The sequence below is a fragment of the Amycolatopsis sp. NPDC004747 genome (assembly GCF_053601335.1).
In genome coordinates this window covers 104,430-120,460 of the sequence record NZ_JBSGBQ010000012.1, presented here as the reverse complement: position 1 = coordinate 120,460, position 16,031 = coordinate 104,430, and the positions used below count along the sequence as shown (strand labels likewise).

The window sequence follows — 16,031 nt, the reverse complement described above, 5'->3', positions numbered from 1 at the left end:
CTCCGGCACAACCTCACGTTGGGCATTCAGTCCGGCCGCTGGTGTCTCGACACCCCGGACGGGCCGATCAGCATGTCCGGTTCGGATCGTGGTGTGCCGCCGACCCTGTCCCGGCTCGTGCGCGCCTACACCCGCGACGACCAGCTGGTTCCCGTTGCGCGGCTCCGGGGCGGCCGGGAGGATCTGCGAGCGCGCCTGGGTGACCGGATCGCGGTGCCGCCCCGGCCGCACGACGGTTCGGCCCGGGTGTGGTCCTGGAGTACGTGCGGGCGCAGATCGCCGCGCTGGCCGCGGCGGACCTGGCCGTCCGGCGGGGTCTGCCCGATTCGGTGCACCGGCTGCGTGTGGCCGCGCGCCGCCTGCGCGGGGTCTTCACCGCCTACGCGCCGGTGCTGGGCGGGCGAAAGCTCCTGAAGGAGTTCGGCGGAGCCCTGCGCTGGCTGGGCGGCGAGCTCGCGCTCGCCCGCGACACCGAAGTCCAGTGGGCGCGCTCCCGGGCTTGGGCGCAGGAACGGACAGACACGTACTTCGCGCAGCTCACCGAAGACGCGAACGCCCGCGTGCGGCGTGCGTTGGACAGCTACCGGTACGTGCAGCTGCTGAACGCTCTCGACGTGCTCGAAGTGGTGCTCAGCGAACAGCCGTGCCACGACTGGCCCAAAGCCGCCCGGCGCCCGGCGGCGAAAGTGCTGCCCCGGTTGGCCCGCGCGGTGGCTGGAGACGTGGACGGCCGGGTCGCCACCCTGGCCGCGGCACCCGACCGGGAGCGTGCCGTCCACGACATCCGGAAGGCCGCCAAGCGGTTGCGGTACGCCCTCGAAGCCGGGGCCGCCGTGATGCCGGTGGACGTGAAGGCACTGCGCGCCTTCCAGGAGCTGCTCGGCGAGTTCCAGGACGCCGTGGTCGCCCGCGGGCACCTGCGTGTACTCCAGGCGCGCCACGGCGGGTTCGACGCGGTCTTGGCCGCCGAGGCGGAGACGGCCGAGCAGTGTGCGGAGGAGCTGCCCGCGGCGTGGCGGCGCATCGACCTTGGTCCTTTGTGGACGTGATAGGGGAAGGGACGTAAGTCCCCGCGACCGGTTGGGTGGCGACGCGATCGCCACGCTCCTCGATCAGGACTTGGCCAACCACCCGCCGCCGTGCCGCCGGGACCGGAGCGAGCGCGCGGGGCGTGGCGCCGCTCCAGCGTCTACGACATCCTCCGCAACCCCAAGTGCACCGGCTAGCAGGTCTACAACCGCCGCGGCACGCGGTCACGCCACGGCAAGGTCAACGACCCGGTGAAGTGGGTCTGGCCGCTCGAGCCCGCCCACGAGCCACTGATCCCGAAGTAGATGTACGACGAGCTCACGGCCCGCAGGCAGGCCAAGAAGGGCTCTCGCGCCAGCGTTGATCGCAATGTCCACCCCCAGACCAAGCGGCCAAGCCGACAACTGAGGACAAGGGGCTGATCGATGCGCTCCCGTACCTGGCCCTGAACCTGGCGAAGGCGCCGGAGCGGCTGCTGAGGACGCTCTTCGAGGCAACACAGCTGACCATCCGGATTGACGCCGGCGGCGATCGTGCGACACTGGAGATCACACTTCCCGAAGATCAGCTGCCGGACATCACCGGCGCAGCGGAAAGGATCACCGAGGAGATGCTCTCGCAAGGAACGCCCAACGGGCGGCCTTGTGAGGTTGCTGTTCGTGCCCCCGGTGAGATTCGAACTCACACTGGACGGGTTTTGAATCCGTTGCCTCTGCCAGTTGGGCTACGGGGGCGTGACGCCGTCAACCCTACGGGATCACCGGACCCCGCCCGTCTCCGGGGGCGGAGTGTCGCGCCCGCCACTACGTGGTGAACGCCATCTCTGCTTCTGGATCGTTCCCGGTAGGCTTCAGGTTCGCGGAACCCGCGAAACCGACCGTCCCGCCGAGTCTTCAGGAGGACCCCGGTGACCGATCAGGCTACCGAGGCCAACGGTGCCGCCACCGTGCCGCAGCGTCGGGTGCTCGTCGCGGAAGACGAGGCTCTCATCCGGCTTGATCTTGTCGAAATGCTGCGTGAAGAGGGCTATGAGGTCGTCGGGGAGGCCGGGGATGGCGAGCAGGCCATCTCCCTCGCCACCGACCTGAAGCCCGACCTCGTGATCCTCGACGTCAAGATGCCCAAGCTCGACGGCATCGAGGCCGCGGCCAAGATCACCGGGGACCGGATCGCTCCCGTGGTCATCCTCACCGCCTTCAGCCAGCGAGACCTGGTCGAACGCGCGCGGGATGCCGGGACCATGGCCTACCTCGTCAAGCCCTTCGCCAAGCGGGACCTCGTGCCCGCCATCGAGCTCGCCGTCAGCCGGTTCTCCGAGCTGCAGGCCCTCGAGGCCGAGGTTGCCGGGCTCACCGACCGGCTCGAGACGCGGAAGGTCATCGACCGCGCCAAGGGCCTGCTCATGAGCCGGCAGGGGCTCACCGAGCCCGATGCCTTCCGGTGGATCCAGCGGACCGCCATGGACCGGCGGACCACCATGAAGGCCGTCGCCGAGGCCGTTGTCGAGAGCATCGGGAGCTAGCCGCAACCGACGGCCGGCAGGCAGAATCACCCAGGTGAAACTGCTGCCGGCCGTCGTCGTCCTCATGCTGCTGACCGGGTGCGAAGCCGCCCCGAGCACCCCCGCGCCCGCCACCTACGAGCTGCCGGCGCGGCAGGTCCGGCCCGACGAGACCGCCCTCAAGCTGCCGCCCGCCAAGAACGGCGACACCGAGTTCGACCTCCTCGGCCTCGCCTCCGGGCTGCCCAGCATCACCGGGAGCCACGCCGAGATGCTCCCCAAGGGCCAGTACGTGCGCCTGCGGCTGGTGATCACCAACACCGGCACCTCGAGCGTCCTCTTCGACACGAAACGCCAGCTCCTGGTCGACGACCAGGGCGGCACCCACCCCTCGGACGAGCAGGCCATGCTGATCAAGCGCCAGCCCGCCCAGTTCGACCTCGGCCACGGCGTGCGCGTCGAATTCGACCTCTACTGGGACATCCCCAAGGACCGGAAGCCGGTCGCGATGCGAGCCTTCGGCGGCCCCACCATTACCGACATGAAGAACGCCAACGGCACCGACATCAAGCTATGAGAAAGGGCCCGGCCGAAAGGCCGGGCCCTTTCCACAACACAACTCAAACGCCGAGGTCGCCACCGAGGTAGGCGGCCCGCACCTTCGGGTCGTTCAGCAGCTCGGCGCCGGGCGCGCTCTGCACCACACGGCCCGTCTCGAGCACGTACGCCCGGTCCGACAGCTTCAGCGCCTGCTGGGCGTTCTGCTCCACCAGCAGCACCGTCGTCCCGCGCTTGTTGATCTCCCGGATGATGTCGAAGATCTGCGCGATCAGCATCGGCGCCAGGCCCATCGACGGCTCGTCGAGCAGCAGCACCTTCGGCTTCGTCATCAGCGCCCGGCCGATGGCGATCATCTGCTGCTCGCCGCCCGACATGGTGCCGCCGAACTGCGTCTTGCGCTCGTTCAACCGGGGGAACAGCTCGTAGACCTCGTCGAGGTCGGCCTTCAGGTCGTCCTTGCGGGTGTAGGCACCCATCAGGAGGTTCTCCTGCACCGTCATGCCGGGGAACACGCCCCGGCCTTCCGGCGACTGGCCGATCCCGAGCAGCACGCGCTTGTGCCCCGGGGTCTTCGAGATGTCCTGGCCGTTGAACAGGATCCGCCCGCTGGTGAGCGGCCGCAGCCCGGAGATCGTCTTGAGCGTCGTGGTCTTGCCGGCGCCGTTGGCCCCGATGAGGGAGACGATCTCACCCTCGCCGACCTCGATGCTCATGCCCTTGAGGGCCGCGATCTTGCCGTAGTGGACGTTGATGTCCTGGACCTCAAGAAGCATCTTCGGACACCCCCAGGTACGCCTCGATCACCTTCTGGTTGTTCTGCACCTCGTGCGGCAGCCCTTCTGCGATCTTCTGCCCGAAGTCGAGCACCGCGAGCCGGTCGCTGATGTGCATGACCAGGCCCATGTCGTGCTCGATGAGCAGCACCGTGCGGCCGTCGTCCCGGATCTTGCGGATCAGCGCCTGCAGGGCGTTCTTCTCCGCCGGGTTCATGCCCGCGGCCGGCTCGTCGAGCAGCAGCAGCTTCGGGTCGGTGGCCAGCGCCCGCGCGATCTCCAGCCGGCGCTGGTCGCCGTAGGAGAGGTTCTTCGCGACGCTGTGCTCGACCCGGCCGATGCCGACGAAGTCGAGCAGCTCCCTGGCCACCTCGCGGCCGTGTTTCTCTTCCTTGCGGTGCCACGGCAGGCCGAGCGTCGCGCCGATCGCGCCCGTCTTGTGGTGCGCGTCGACGCCCACCATGACGTTCTCCAGCGCCGTCATGTTGTGGAACAGCCGGATGTTCTGGAACGTCCGGGCGATGCCGCGCTTGGTGACGCGGAACCGCTTCATCCCGTCGATGCGGTCGCCGTCGAAGCGGACCTGGCCCTCGGTCGGCTGGTAGACGCCGGTGACCACGTTGAACACCGTGGTCTTGCCGGCGCCGTTCGGGCCGATGAGGGCGAAGATCTCGCCCTGGTTGATGCTGATGTTGACCTCGCGCAGGGCGGTCACGCCGCCGAAGCGCATGGTCACGTTGTCGAATTCGAGCAGGGCGTTCACTTGGCGACCTCCGCCGATGCCTCGGAGTCCGGCCCGGCGACTTCGGCGCCCATGGCACCCATCCCGCCGGTTCCTTCCCGTAGTTCGGCCTTGCGCTGCCGGGACGGCAGCAGACCCTCCGGCCGCAGGGCCATCATCAGGACCAGCACGAAGCCGAAGATGAGGATGCGGTACTCGGAGAGGAACCGGAACCGCTCGGGCAGCCACGCGATCACGAACGCGCCGAGGATGACACCGGGCAGGTTGCCGGAGCCACCGAGCACGACCGCGGCCAGGATGGTCGCGGACAGGATGAACGGGAAGTTGTTCGGCTCGATGAACACGGCCTTGCTGGCGTAGATCGTGCCGGCGAAACCACCGATCATCGCGCCGATCGCGAAGGCGAGCAGCTTGAACTTGAACGTCGGCACGCCCATCAGCTCGGCCGCGTCCTCGTCCTCGCGGATCGCCGCCCACGCCCGGCCGACGCGGCTCTTGCTGAGCCGCACCGAGAAGGTGATGACGAGGACGATCGCGAACAGCATCAGGTAGTAGTACGGCGCCGGGTCGAGGAAGAACTCGACCCCGAAGATCGGCTCCGGGTGCGGGACGTTCGTGATGCCCCGGGCCCCGCCGATCGCGTCGGTGTTGTTCGCGGTGATCCGGACGATCTCCCCGAAGCCCAGCGTCACGATCGCGAGGTAGTCACCCCGGAGCCGCAGCGTCGGTGCGCCGAGGATGACGCCGGAGATCGACGCCAGGAAGATGCCGAGCACCACCGTCGGCCAGTACGACCAGCCGTACGACGTGCCGATGGACGCCCAGGTGTAGGCCCCGATCGCGAAGAACGCGACGAACCCGAGGTCCAGCAGGCCGGCGTGGCCGACGACGATGTTGAGGCCGACGGCGAGCAGGATGTACGTGCCGACCGGGAAGATCAGCACCGTCGTCCAGTCCGAGTCCGGCGACATGAACGACCCGATCCAGGGGGCGGGCAGGATCAGCGCGAACACGATCAGGGCGATGTAGACGCCGTAACGCTGCCACTGCGGGGCGTCTGCCCACCAGTCCCGCATCCCGTCGACGGGGTGGAACCCGCCGCGTGCGGGCTTTCCGTTGCTGGTAGCCACTTCTTCGCCCTTCATGCGCGTGCCCGCTGCAGCGATTCACCGAGGATGCCGGTGGGCCGGAACATCAGGACCAGCACCAGGACGACGAACGCGGTGACGTCCTTCCAGGCCGAGCCGAGGAAGATGGAGCTCCAGTTCTCGACCAGGCCGAGCACGATCCCGCCGAGCAGGGCGCCGCGCAGGTTGCCGATACCGCCGAGCACCGCGGCGGTGAACGCCTTGATGCCGAGCAGGAAGCCGATGCGGTAGTCGGTGTTCTCGTACTCCATGACGAACAGGGCGGCCGCGACCCCGGCCATGGCCCCGCCGAGCAGGAACGTGATGCGGACGATCCGGTCGATGCTGACACCCATCAGCACGGCGGCTTCGGGGTCCTGCGCCGTGGCGCGGATACCGCGGCCGATGCGGGTGCGGCTGACCAGCTGGTCCAGCACCACCATCACGATGACCGCGCCGATGATCACGAAGACGTGGTCGGTGCGCACGACGCCGTTGCCGATCCGGAACAGCTCCTCGTGCGGCACGAACCGCGGCGCGGACTGCTGGACGCGGCCCGGCTTGTCGAACAGCCAGGGGATGATCTTGAGGCCGAAGGCCTCCTGCAGGAACAGCGAGGCGCCGATCGCCGAGATCAGGGCCGCGAGCCGGGTCGCGCCCTTCTTGCGCAGCGGCCGGTAGGCGAGCTGTTCGAGCACGATCGCCGAACCGCCGGAGACCAGCGCGGAGGCGACGATCAGCAGGAGCAGGATGCCGATCATCGAGAAGATCGTGAACGGCGCCGTCGGCGCGATCGTGACGAGGATGAACAGGGACGTCATCGTCCCGATCATGAAGATTTCGGAGTGGGCGAAGTTGATCAGCCGCAGGACGCCGTAGACCATCGTGTAGCCCAGGGCGATGAGGGCGTAGATGGAGCCGGCTACCAGGCCGCCGATGGTGCTGCCCAGAAACTGGCTCTGCAGATCTTGGAACATGACGTAGTTGCCTTACCTGACGGGGCGAGGATGGTCGCCACATTGGCGGGGAGCGGGGGTGCTGTGGTCGTCCACAGCGCCCCCGCTCCCGTTAGGTGTTAACTAGCTCCGTCAGCCGTTGATCTTGGCTTCGGTCGAGGCGCCGAGGTTCTTGATGACCCCGCCGACGACCTGGTACACGTAGATCGCGTTCGTCTCCGGCTCGCCGTTCTCCTTGAACTTGACCTGCTTCGACGCGCCCTTGAAGTCTTCCGTCTTCAGGAAGTCGTTGATCTTCTCACCGGTGGTGTTGCCGGCCTTGACCGCGTTGATGATGGCGGTCGCGGCGTCGTAGCCCTCGGTGGCGTAGATCGCCGGGTCGACGTTGAACTTGGCCTTGTACTTGGTGGCGAACTCGTTGCTGGCACCGGCGTCCGGGATGTTGCACGGGCAGCCGATGACGGCGCCTTCGGCCGCCGCGGCACCGGCACCGGAGACCAGCTGCGGGTCGAGCGAACCGTCACCGGTGGCGAAGATGGCCTTCACGCCACCGTCGCGGAGCTGCTTGAGCAGCCGGCCACCCTGGGCGTAGTAGCCACCGAAGGTGATGACGTCCGGGTTCGCGGCCTTGACCTTCTGGACCGTCGAGGAGTAGTCGGACGCGTCCTTGGCGAACTTGTCGCGCTCGGTCGTGATGCCCTTGTCCTTGAAGGTCTTCTCGAAGGCGTCCGCCAGGCCGACGCTGTACTCCTGGTCGTCCGAGATGACGTACGCGTTCTTCGGCGACTTCGCCGTGATGAGGAAGTTCGCGATGGCCGGGCCCTGGTCGTTGTCGTTCGCGACGACGCGGTGCCAGTACTTCCAGCCGTTCTTCGCCAGGCCCGGGTTGGTCGCCGACGGCGACACGCTCGGCACCTTGCCCTGCTCGAGGACACCGCCGATGGCCTTCGACTCACCGGAGAACGCGGGGCCGATCAGGGCGGTGATCTTGTCCGTCCCGATCGCGGTCTGCACCAGCGAGGTGGCCTGCTCCGGCTTGCCCTGGCTGTCGTAGTTCTTCAGCTCGAGCTTCACCTTGGGGTTCGTGGCGTTGTACTCGTCGATGGCGAGCTTGGCGCCGTTGTTGGGCGGAATCACGATCCCGGAGTTCTCCCCGGTCAGGTCGCCCATGAACCCGATCTTCAGCGTGCTGCCGTCGCCACTGTTGCTCGACGAGCCGCCGCCACCGGCGCAGCCCGCCAGCGCGAGCGACGTCGCCGCTGCGAGGGCGAGAACCCGTCCAAAACGCACTCCTGACACCGACTACCTCCCATGACCAACCAGCCGCCGGTAGGCGTTGCCCCCGACACAGGGGCTAGGTTAGGGCAGGAAGATATCCCTCTCGCCCGTCTTGTGCACAGGCGGCCTCACTACTCTGTGTCCACATCGTGACGATCGCAACCGACACGAATTGCACGAAAAGGCGAACGACGTTTCCCTGTGACCCGCCGCTGGTCACGCAGCGATGCTAAGTATCGGCGTCTGTTCTGCGAATGGGTGACAACCGTGTTTCACCGGTATGTCATCGCCCATTTCGGCGACCCGGACGTTGCCGGTTTCCCGGTGATCCGCTGTTCACCCTGGCGGGGGCCGGCCGGGGCGGGCACCGCCGTAGGGATGCACCTTACGTCCGGTTCGGCCCGCCGAACGGACCACCCCCCGGTTCAGGTCTGCCCGAAAGTCCGCCCGGCCGGGCCCGGCCGTCACAACCGGCGGTTGTCGTGGCCGCCGGAACGGCTGTTGGACCGGCCCGGTGTCCCGGCGGTTCGCTGGAGGCAGCCGAAGGACAAGGAGAGAGACGGATGAGCGAGCTGATCGAGGGCGTCGCGGCGGGAGTGCCGTTCGTGGCGGTGCCGCCGGCGGACCCGGACGCGCCGGCCGCGCTGGTGGCGGGCTGGCACCTGATGGACGCGCCGGCGAGCGAACGCGCGATGGCGGAGGCGGTCCCGATGGCGGGCCTGCAGGCGTGGCGCGTGTACTTCGGCCTCCCGCTCTCCGGGGCACGGCTGCCCGAGGGCGGCCCCGGGGAGGTCTTCCGGCGCGCGAGCGAGGACGCCGTCCTCAACGTCTTCGAGCCGGTGACCGAGCAGGCCGCGGGGGAGTTCCCGGCCGCGCTGGCCGAGCTGCGCGGCAGGCTGCCCGGCGCGACCGGCCGGCTCGGGGTGTTCGGCGGCTCGGCCGGGGCGCTGGTGGCCCTGGAAGTGCTGGCCCGCGGCGAGGCCGGCATCGCGGCCGCGGCGGTGGCCAGCCCGGTCGTGCAGCTCGCGCCGGTGATCGCCGCCAACGAGCGGCGCTTCGGCGTGACCTACTCGTGGACCGAGCGGTCCCGCGCGGTCGCGGCGCGTTACGACTACGTGAACCGGGCCGCCGAGCTGACCGCGCCGCTGCTGCTGGTCACCGGCGCCGACGACGACGTCGCCGTGCGCGAGCCCGCGGCGGCGCTGCACGCGAAGCTGGGGGCCGAGCTGGTGACGGTCGACGGGATGGCGCACGAGTTCCCGCCCGGGACGCCGGCCGCGGCCGGCGTGGACGCCGCGTTCAGTGAGTGGTTCGCGCGGCGGTTGCGAGGCTGACGTCGGCGGACGGCAGCCAGGCGTGCTCCGGGTCGTAGGCGCACCAGTCCTCTTCGCGGCTGGTGCGCCCGGCAGCGGCCAGCAGCCGCCGCAACGCCGGGTGCGCCTTCCCGCGCCGCCAGACCAGCGACCACGGGAACAGCGGTGACGGCTCGAACGGCAGCACCTTCAGGTTCAGGTCGGGCGCGAGCTCCATGTCGGCGCCGGCCAGGGTGACGCGCCGCTTGCCGTACCGCGTCTGCTCGAGGGTGTGCCGCAGGTCGTAGCTGACGCCGGAGTCGTCGATCGGCACGGCGAACTCGTCGCACAGCTCCTTCAGGTAGGAGAGCCACTCGGGAGGCCCGCCGAGCCCCGGCAGCCAGATCCCGTCGGCGCGCAGCTCGTCGAGGCGCAGCACGTCCTGCACGGCCAGCGGGTGCTCCGGCGCGAGCAGGGCGACCAGCGGCTCGAGCCGGACCGGCCGGTGCTCCAGCTCGTCCGGCAGCGGCCGCCCGCAGCCGGTCACCCGGCCGAAGGCCGCGTCGAGCTCCCCGGACAGCAGCGGGTCGATCGCGTTCGCGAACCCGCGGCCGGCGACCCGGTCGATGCGCAGCCCCGGCTCGTGCACGGCCAGCCGGCGGAGCAGGGACATCGGCGAGAGCCGGTGGTCGACGAGGTCGAGCCGCAGCGGCCGGTCCTCGGCGCCCATCGCGGCCACCGCGGCGTCGGCCACCCGCACCAGCTCGCGCGCGTGCGGGAGGAACCGCTCGCCGTCGGCGGTCAGCTCGACCGAGCGGGGCGTGCGCAGGAACAACGGCGTGGCGAGGGCGTCTTCCAGCTTCCGGATCCGCTTCGACAGCGCCTGCTGGGTGACGAACAACGACTGGGCGGCCCGCCCGAAGTGCCGCTGCTCGGCGGTCACCACGAAGGCCCGGACCTGGGCGACGTCGAGGTCCACGGGGGTCAGGCGCCCGGCGGCCGGTCCCGGACCACGCAGGTGAGCCGCGCGGTGCAGGTGCGGCGGCCCTCGTCGTCGGTCAGCACGATCTCCGCGGTGATCGTGCCGCGGCCGACGTGCAGCGGGGTCGCCACGCCGGTGACCGTGCCCGAACGGACGGCGCGGTGGTGTGTGCAGGACAGCTCCAGCCCCATCGCCGCGCGGTCGGGGCCCGCGTTCAGCGCGGCGACCGTCGAGCCCAGCGCTTCGGCGAGCACGGCGTTCGCGCCGCCGTGGAGCAGGCCGTACGGCTGGAGGTTGCCCTCGACCGGGATCGTGCCGACCACCCGCTCGGCCGTCGCCTCCAGCAGTTTCATCCCGACCTTGTCGTTCAGCTGCTGGTCCGCCGCCGCCGGGTCGATGCCCGACAGCCGCTCCACGTCGATGGGGGCGGCACTGTCCGTCACGCAAAGCTCCTGTTCCTATGCGACACGTAAGAGTGTCGGACCCTCAGCCTAGACTCGGCCCCGTGAGCCCGAGTGAGAAGACGACCGTTGCCAACGCCACAGGAAACACCACTGTCGCCGAGCGGCCGAAGCTGCTGCTGATCGACGGCCATTCGATGGCCTACCGCGCGTTCTTCGCCCTGCCCGCGGAGAACTTCAAGACGAAGACCGGCCAGGTCACGAACGCGGTCTTCGGCTTCACCTCGATGCTCATCAACCTCCTGCGCGACGAAGCGCCGACCCACCTCGCGGTGGCGTTCGACCTCTCGCGCAAGACGTTCCGCTCGGAGACGTACGCCGATTACAAGGCGAACCGCAGCACGACACCGGACGAGTTCCGCGGCCAGGTCGACCTGGTCAAGGACGTCCTCCAGGTGCTCGGCATCCCGTCGCTGGTGAAGGAGAACTTCGAGGCCGACGACATCATCGCCACGCTCACGACGCAGGCGACGGCCGACGGCTTCGACGTCCTCATCTGTACCGGCGACCGCGACGCGCTGCAGCTGGTCACCGAGCACGTCACCGTGCTGTACCCGAAGCGCGGTGTCTCGGAGATGACCCGGTTCACCCCGGACGCCGTCGAAGAGAAGTACGGCCTCACCCCGCAGCAGTACCCGGACTTCGCCGCGCTGCGCGGCGACCCGTCGGACAACCTGCCGAGCATCCCCGGTGTCGGCGAGAAGACCGCGGCCAAGTGGATCAAGCAGTTCGGCTCGCTCGGCGACCTCGTCGACCGGGTCGACGAGGTCAAGGGCAAGGTCGGCGACGCGCTGCGGGCCCACCTGTCCTCGGTCCAGCTCAACCGGCAGCTCACCGAGCTGATCCGCGACGTCGAGCTGGAGATCGGGCCGTCCGGGCTGGAGCTGCGCCCGTGGGATCGCGAGGCCGTGCACGCGCTGTTCGACGAGCTCGAGTTCCGCGTCCTGCGCGACAGGCTGTTCGCGACGCTGCAGAGCGCCGAGCCGGAGGCCGACGAAGGCTTCGAGGTCTCGGGCGCCGCGCTGGCGCCCGGTGCGCTGGGTGCGTGGCTGGCCGCGCACGCGGGCGCGGGGGAGCCGGTGGCCCTGTCCTTCCGCACGGTGGGCACGTCGGTCCGGTCCGACCTGCGGGCGGTCGCCTTCGCGGCGGCTGACGGCGAAGGCGCGTATGTCGACGTCACGGCCATGGACCAGGCCGACGACGCGGCGCTGGCCGCGTGGCTCGCGGACCCGACGATCCGCAAGACCGGTCACGACCTCAAGGTCCCGCTGCACGCGATCCGCGCCCGGGGCTGGGTGCTCGCCGGGCTCGCCATGGACACCGCGCTGGCCGCGTACCTCGTGCGGCCCGGGCAGCGCACGTTCGAGCTCGACGACCTCGCGCTGCGCTACCTGCACCGCGAGCTGCGCTCGGAGACCGACGGCGGCGACGGCCAGCTGTCCCTGCTCGACGGCGGTGCGGAAGGCCTGGAGCAGAAGGAGATCCAGGAAGAGCTGGTCAAGGCCCGCGCGATCTTCGAGCTGGCCGGCGCGCTCGACAAGGAACTCGAGCAGATCGGCGGCGCGAAGCTGCTCGCCGAGCTGGAGCTGCCGCTGCTGGAGGTCATCACCGAGCTGGAGATCGCCGGCGTCGCCGTCGACCTCGAGCAGCTGACCTCGCTGGAGGCCCACTACCTTTCGCGGGTCACGCAGGCCGCCGAAGAGGCGTACGCGGTGATCGGCAAGCAGATCAACCTCGGCTCGCCGAAGCAGCTGCAGGTCGTGCTGTTCGACGAGCTGGGCATGCCGAAGACCAAGCGCACCAAGACCGGCTACACCACCGACGCCGAGGCGCTGCAGGGCCTGTTCGAGAAGACCGAGCACCCGTTCCTGCAGCACATGCTGGAGCACCGCGACGCGACGAAGCTGCGCACCACGGTCGAGGGCCTGATCAAGTCCGTCGCCGACGACGGCCGCATCCACACCACGCTGCTGCAGACGATCGCGGCCACCGGGCGGCTGTCCTCGACCGAGCCGAACCTGCAGAACATCCCGGTCCGCACCGAAGAAGGCCGCCGCATCCGCGATGCCTTCGTCGTCGGCGAGGGCTACTCCGAGCTGATGACCGCGGACTACAGCCAGATCGAGATGCGGATCATGGCGCACCTCTCGAAGGACGAGGGCCTCATCGAGGCGTTCAACTCGGGCGAGGACCTGCACACGTTCGTCGCGTCGCGGGCGTTCTCGATGCCGCCGGAGGAGATCACGCCGGAGCTGCGCTACCGCGTCAAGGCGATGTCGTACGGGCTCGCGTACGGGTTGTCGGCGTACGGGCTCTCGCAACAGCTGCGGATTTCCACCGAGGAAGCCAAGGAGCAGATGGAGGCGTACTTCGCCCGCTTCGGCGGCATCAGCGACTACCTCCACTCGGTGGTCGGCGAAGCGGCGAAGTGCGGGTACACGGAGACGATCTTCGGCCGCCGCCGCTACCTGCCGGACCTCAACAGTGACAACCGCCAGCGCCGCGAGATGGCCGAGCGGATGGCGCTCAACGCCCCGATCCAGGGCAGCGCGGCGGACATCATCAAGGTCGCGATGCTCAACGTCCACCGCGCGCTGGTGGCGGCGAAGCTGAAGAGCCGGATCCTGCTGCAGGTCCACGACGAACTGGTGCTGGAAGTCGCCGAGGGCGAGAAGGAGCAGCTGGAGCAGCTGGTGCGCGAGGGCATGGGCTCGGCGTACGCCCTGGCCGTGCCGCTCGAGGTCTCGGTCGGCTACGGCCGGTCCTGGAACGAAGCCGCGCACTGAAACATCCGGGGCTCCGCCCCGAGCCGGGGGCTTCGCCACCCGGACCCCCTCAAGCGGTTGTTTGCTCACTCGGCGTCACGGCCCGGATCACCGGGTCGTGACGCGGAAGTACTCGGGCGGCCGTCGTCGGGCGGCACGCGCCGCGGCGATGCTGGGCGCCATGGCCAGTGACTTCCAGCGGCGCAAGATCTCCGGCGTCTTCGGCGCCATGGACGCCGACGGCGACGGGTTCCTGACGGAGGCGGACTTCCGCGCGCTCACCGCGCGGTGGCTCGACCTCCGCGGCACCGACGCGAGCACGCCCGGCGGCCAGCGGCTCGCCGGCATCATGATGGGCTGGTGGGGCACCCTCGACGACGCCGCGGGCGGCGGCGGACGAGTCAGCCTCGACCAGGTCCTCCGGGTCGTCGACGCCTTGCCGGCGATGCCGGACGCGGTCACCGGCACCGCGGAGGCGATGTTCGAGGCCGTCGACGAAAACGGCGACGGCGTCATCTCCGCCGCCGAGTACGAGCGCCTGATCGCGGCCTGGAACGGCGTCGGCACGCCGTCCGAAGGCGTCTTCGCCCTCCTCGACACCGACGGCGACGGCCGCCTGTCGCGCGAAGAGTTCACCCGGCACTGGTTCGAGTTCTGGGCCGGCGACGACCCGGCCGCGCCCGGCAGCCGCGTGTTCGGTGCAGTGTGATCCCGCGTTGTGCCGAACGGATGACTCCGTTCGGGTGAGCTATTACCGCTGGGTAGGGAGGTCGGCGGCGGTGCGCGGCGATCACGGCGTAGGGTCCGCCGAATGGGGTTCGAGCGTGAGCGACGCCGCTGGCGGGTCCGGTTGCACGACGAACTCGGCCGGGTGTGCGGAGCGGGCACGGTACTGGACGAGTACCACGTGCTCACGAGCGCGCACGTCGTCGAGACCGCCGGTGGGCCGCGATCCGCGCTGAGCGTCGACTTCGTCGGCCTGGCCGAAGCCATGCCCGGCGCCGCGAGCGTCGTCGAAGGCTGCTGGGTGCCCTCCGACGGCGGCGGCCACGGCGATCTCGCCCTGCTGCGCTTGGAGCGCCCCGAATCCCGCGTGTTCCGCGCCCCGCTGCACCGCATGCCCCTCGGCGAGCACCAGCTCGTCCGCGCGTTCGGCTTCCCGCCGGGCTCGGTCGGCCGCTGGACGCACGCCCGGCTGGGCGGCCCGGAGCAGACCGGCGGCGAGTGGGTCCGCCTCTTCCGCACGGCCGAAGCCGAACCGCTCGGCCCCGGTTTCGGCGGCACGGCGGTGATCGACGAGGCGACCGGCCACGTGGTCGGCATGGTCGTCGGCAAGGACACCGGCACCTGGATGGTGCCGGTCGAGACCATGCTCGGGCACCTGCCGCAGCTGAGCATCTGGGCGTCCGGCAGCCCGGCGGTCGACGCGAGCTTCTCGCGCCCGGTCGGCGAGGCCGTCGACGTGTCGTTCGTGCAGCGCGTCGCCGACTGGTTCGCCAAGGCCGAGCCGGGGACGGTCTGGGTCGTCGACACCGGTGAGGCCGGCTCGCCCGTCGCGGCGGCGTTGCGGTTCGGGATCGTGCTCGCCGACCGGGAACGTTCCCTCGGCGTGCCCGGCCTGCCGCCGGCACTGGGCGAGACACCGCCGCCGGGCAGCGTGGACCTCGCGGTCGACGCGACGGGCCGCACGGCCGACGCGGTCCGCCACCGCATCGCGGACCGCCTCACCACCGGCGTCGCGGGCCGCACGCTGGTGGTCGACGGGATCGACGACTCGGCGGAGCCCGACCGGCTCGTCGGCGAGGTACTGGCCCCGCTCGCCGGCCGCGCGGCGGAGCTGGGTCTCCGCTTGCTGCTCGGCTTCCGCGAGGAGTCGTCGCCGGGGGTGGCGGCGGTCCGCGCGAGCACGGGCCAGGCTCGCCCGGCCCCGGACGACCTCGCGGGCCGCCTGGAGGTGCTCACCCAGGCCGTGGCGGAGCTGGCGGAGATCGAGGCGTACCAGCTGAGGGTGGCAACGCGCTTCACGGGCGTGGCGATGCTGCCGGCCCGGGCACAGCGGCTTCGCGGGGCGCTCAAGCAGCTCCGCTCGGCCGAGGTGGACGGCGACGCGGAGTGGGTGGAGCGCCACATCGACAGCCACGAGCACGCGGTGGCCCCGGCGGTGGAGGACGGCCGCCGCCAGCGAGCGGTCCTCGACGGCCTGGTCGCCCGCCGCGAGGAACTGCGAACCCGCCTGGCGGGTGACGTGGAGCTGGCCCGGGAGTACGGGCTGGTGGGCGACCCGGAGATCGAGCAGGCGTACATCCCGGCGAAGAGGCTGCTGATCGACGGTCCGTGCGAGCTGACGGCCGCGGCCACGGCGGTGGACAGCTATGCGGCGGCGGTGCGGGCCCGGATCGAGGACCGCGGTTGAGGCGGGTTGTGGAGAACTGCGGCTGAGCCGGGTGTGGAGAACTGCTTTCATCTGAAGGTGCGGCTGGTCCGGGTGGCCCTGGTCGGTGCCCACCACCCCGATGCCCGATTGTGACTACGGCCGGTGGTACCGCGTCAAGGCGGGAAAGCGT

The 16,031-nt window shown here is 70.2% G+C and carries 14 protein-coding genes and 1 tRNA gene; 7 read left to right on the top strand and 8 right to left on the bottom strand.

Annotation, left to right across the window (positions count from 1 at the left end; translation table 11 throughout):
* Nucleotides 1–248: 248 nt before the first annotated feature.
* Nucleotides 249–1,049 carry a CHAD domain-containing protein gene (locus ACWEGE_RS21040; protein WP_449662123.1) on the top strand — a complete coding sequence of 267 codons (801 nt, stop codon included), beginning with the start codon at nt 249–251 and terminating at the stop codon, nt 1,047–1,049.
* A 640-nt stretch (nt 1,050–1,689) separates the two neighbouring features.
* Here the strand turns inward: ACWEGE_RS21040 and ACWEGE_RS21035 are convergent.
* A tRNA-Leu gene (locus ACWEGE_RS21035) sits at nt 1,690–1,763 on the bottom strand.
* 173 nt (nt 1,764–1,936) lie between these two features.
* On the opposite strand from ACWEGE_RS21035, the gene ACWEGE_RS21030 reads away from it, so the two are divergent.
* Together ACWEGE_RS21030 and ACWEGE_RS21025 are read left to right on the top strand one after the other, a co-directional pair.
* On the top strand, nt 1,937–2,551 hold the full coding sequence (locus ACWEGE_RS21030; RefSeq protein ID WP_013227937.1) for an ANTAR domain-containing response regulator: 615 nt from the start codon (nt 1,937–1,939) through the stop codon (nt 2,549–2,551).
* A gap of 34 nt (nt 2,552–2,585) precedes the next feature.
* Nucleotides 2,586–3,107: a hypothetical protein gene (locus ACWEGE_RS21025; protein WP_449662122.1), complete on the top strand. Its 522-nt coding sequence runs from the start codon at nt 2,586–2,588 to the stop codon at nt 3,105–3,107.
* A 43-nt stretch (nt 3,108–3,150) separates the two neighbouring features.
* Here the strand turns inward: ACWEGE_RS21025 and ACWEGE_RS21020 are convergent, their stop codons facing one another.
* From ACWEGE_RS21020 to ACWEGE_RS21000, 5 genes are all read right to left on the bottom strand, one after another.
* Nucleotides 3,151–3,864: an ABC transporter ATP-binding protein gene (locus ACWEGE_RS21020; RefSeq protein WP_176171424.1), complete on the bottom strand. Its 714-nt coding sequence runs from the start codon at nt 3,862–3,864 to the stop codon at nt 3,151–3,153.
* A complete protein-coding gene (locus ACWEGE_RS21015) occupies nt 3,854–4,627 on the bottom strand; it encodes an ABC transporter ATP-binding protein (protein WP_176171423.1) in 774 nt (257 codons plus the stop codon). The genes ACWEGE_RS21020 and ACWEGE_RS21015 overlap by 11 nt, the downstream gene beginning before the upstream one ends.
* Nucleotides 4,624–5,751: a branched-chain amino acid ABC transporter permease gene (locus tag ACWEGE_RS21010; protein ID WP_449662121.1), complete on the bottom strand. Its 1,128-nt coding sequence runs from the start codon at nt 5,749–5,751 to the stop codon at nt 4,624–4,626. The genes ACWEGE_RS21015 and ACWEGE_RS21010 overlap by 4 nt, the downstream gene beginning before the upstream one ends.
* Complete coding sequence (locus ACWEGE_RS21005; protein WP_176171421.1) at nt 5,748–6,710, bottom strand: branched-chain amino acid ABC transporter permease; 963 nt, start codon at nt 6,708–6,710, stop codon at nt 5,748–5,750. Before ACWEGE_RS21005 ends, ACWEGE_RS21010 begins: the two co-directional genes overlap by 4 nt.
* Before the next feature lie 111 nt (nt 6,711–6,821).
* Nucleotides 6,822–7,979, bottom strand: a complete 1,158-nt coding sequence (locus ACWEGE_RS21000) for a branched-chain amino acid ABC transporter substrate-binding protein (RefSeq protein ID WP_449662120.1) — start codon at nt 7,977–7,979, stop codon at nt 6,822–6,824.
* A gap of 551 nt (nt 7,980–8,530) precedes the next feature.
* Here ACWEGE_RS21000 and ACWEGE_RS20995 point away from each other — a divergent pair.
* Nucleotides 8,531–9,301, top strand: a complete 771-nt coding sequence (locus ACWEGE_RS20995) for an alpha/beta hydrolase family protein (protein ID WP_449662119.1) — start codon at nt 8,531–8,533, stop codon at nt 9,299–9,301.
* Here ACWEGE_RS20995 and ACWEGE_RS20990 read toward each other — a convergent pair.
* Nucleotides 9,267–10,238 carry a LysR family transcriptional regulator gene (locus tag ACWEGE_RS20990; RefSeq protein WP_449662118.1) on the bottom strand — a complete coding sequence of 324 codons (972 nt, stop codon included), beginning with the start codon at nt 10,236–10,238 and terminating at the stop codon, nt 9,267–9,269. The genes ACWEGE_RS20995 and ACWEGE_RS20990 overlap by 35 nt on opposite strands.
* A gap of 5 nt (nt 10,239–10,243) precedes the next feature.
* Complete coding sequence (locus ACWEGE_RS20985) at nt 10,244–10,684, bottom strand: PaaI family thioesterase (protein WP_072480163.1); 441 nt, start codon at nt 10,682–10,684, stop codon at nt 10,244–10,246.
* Nucleotides 10,685–10,746: 62 nt separating this feature from the next.
* Between ACWEGE_RS20985 and polA the strand changes: the two genes are divergently transcribed.
* The 3 genes from polA to ACWEGE_RS20970 all read left to right on the top strand — a co-directional run bounded on the left by polA (nt 10,747) and on the right by ACWEGE_RS20970 (nt 15,880).
* The gene (polA, locus tag ACWEGE_RS20980; RefSeq protein ID WP_449662117.1) at nt 10,747–13,488 is read left to right on the top strand and encodes a DNA polymerase I; all 2,742 of its coding nucleotides are present in this window, start codon (nt 10,747–10,749) and stop codon (nt 13,486–13,488) included.
* Nucleotides 13,489–13,636: 148 nt separating this feature from the next.
* Entirely contained in the window at nt 13,637–14,176 is a 540-nt protein-coding gene (locus ACWEGE_RS20975) for an EF-hand domain-containing protein (protein ID WP_449662281.1), read from the top strand.
* 102 nt (nt 14,177–14,278) lie between these two features.
* On the top strand, nt 14,279–15,880 hold the full coding sequence (locus ACWEGE_RS20970) for a trypsin-like peptidase domain-containing protein (protein WP_449662116.1): 1,602 nt from the start codon (nt 14,279–14,281) through the stop codon (nt 15,878–15,880).
* The last annotated feature ends 151 nt before the right edge of the window (nt 15,881–16,031 follow it).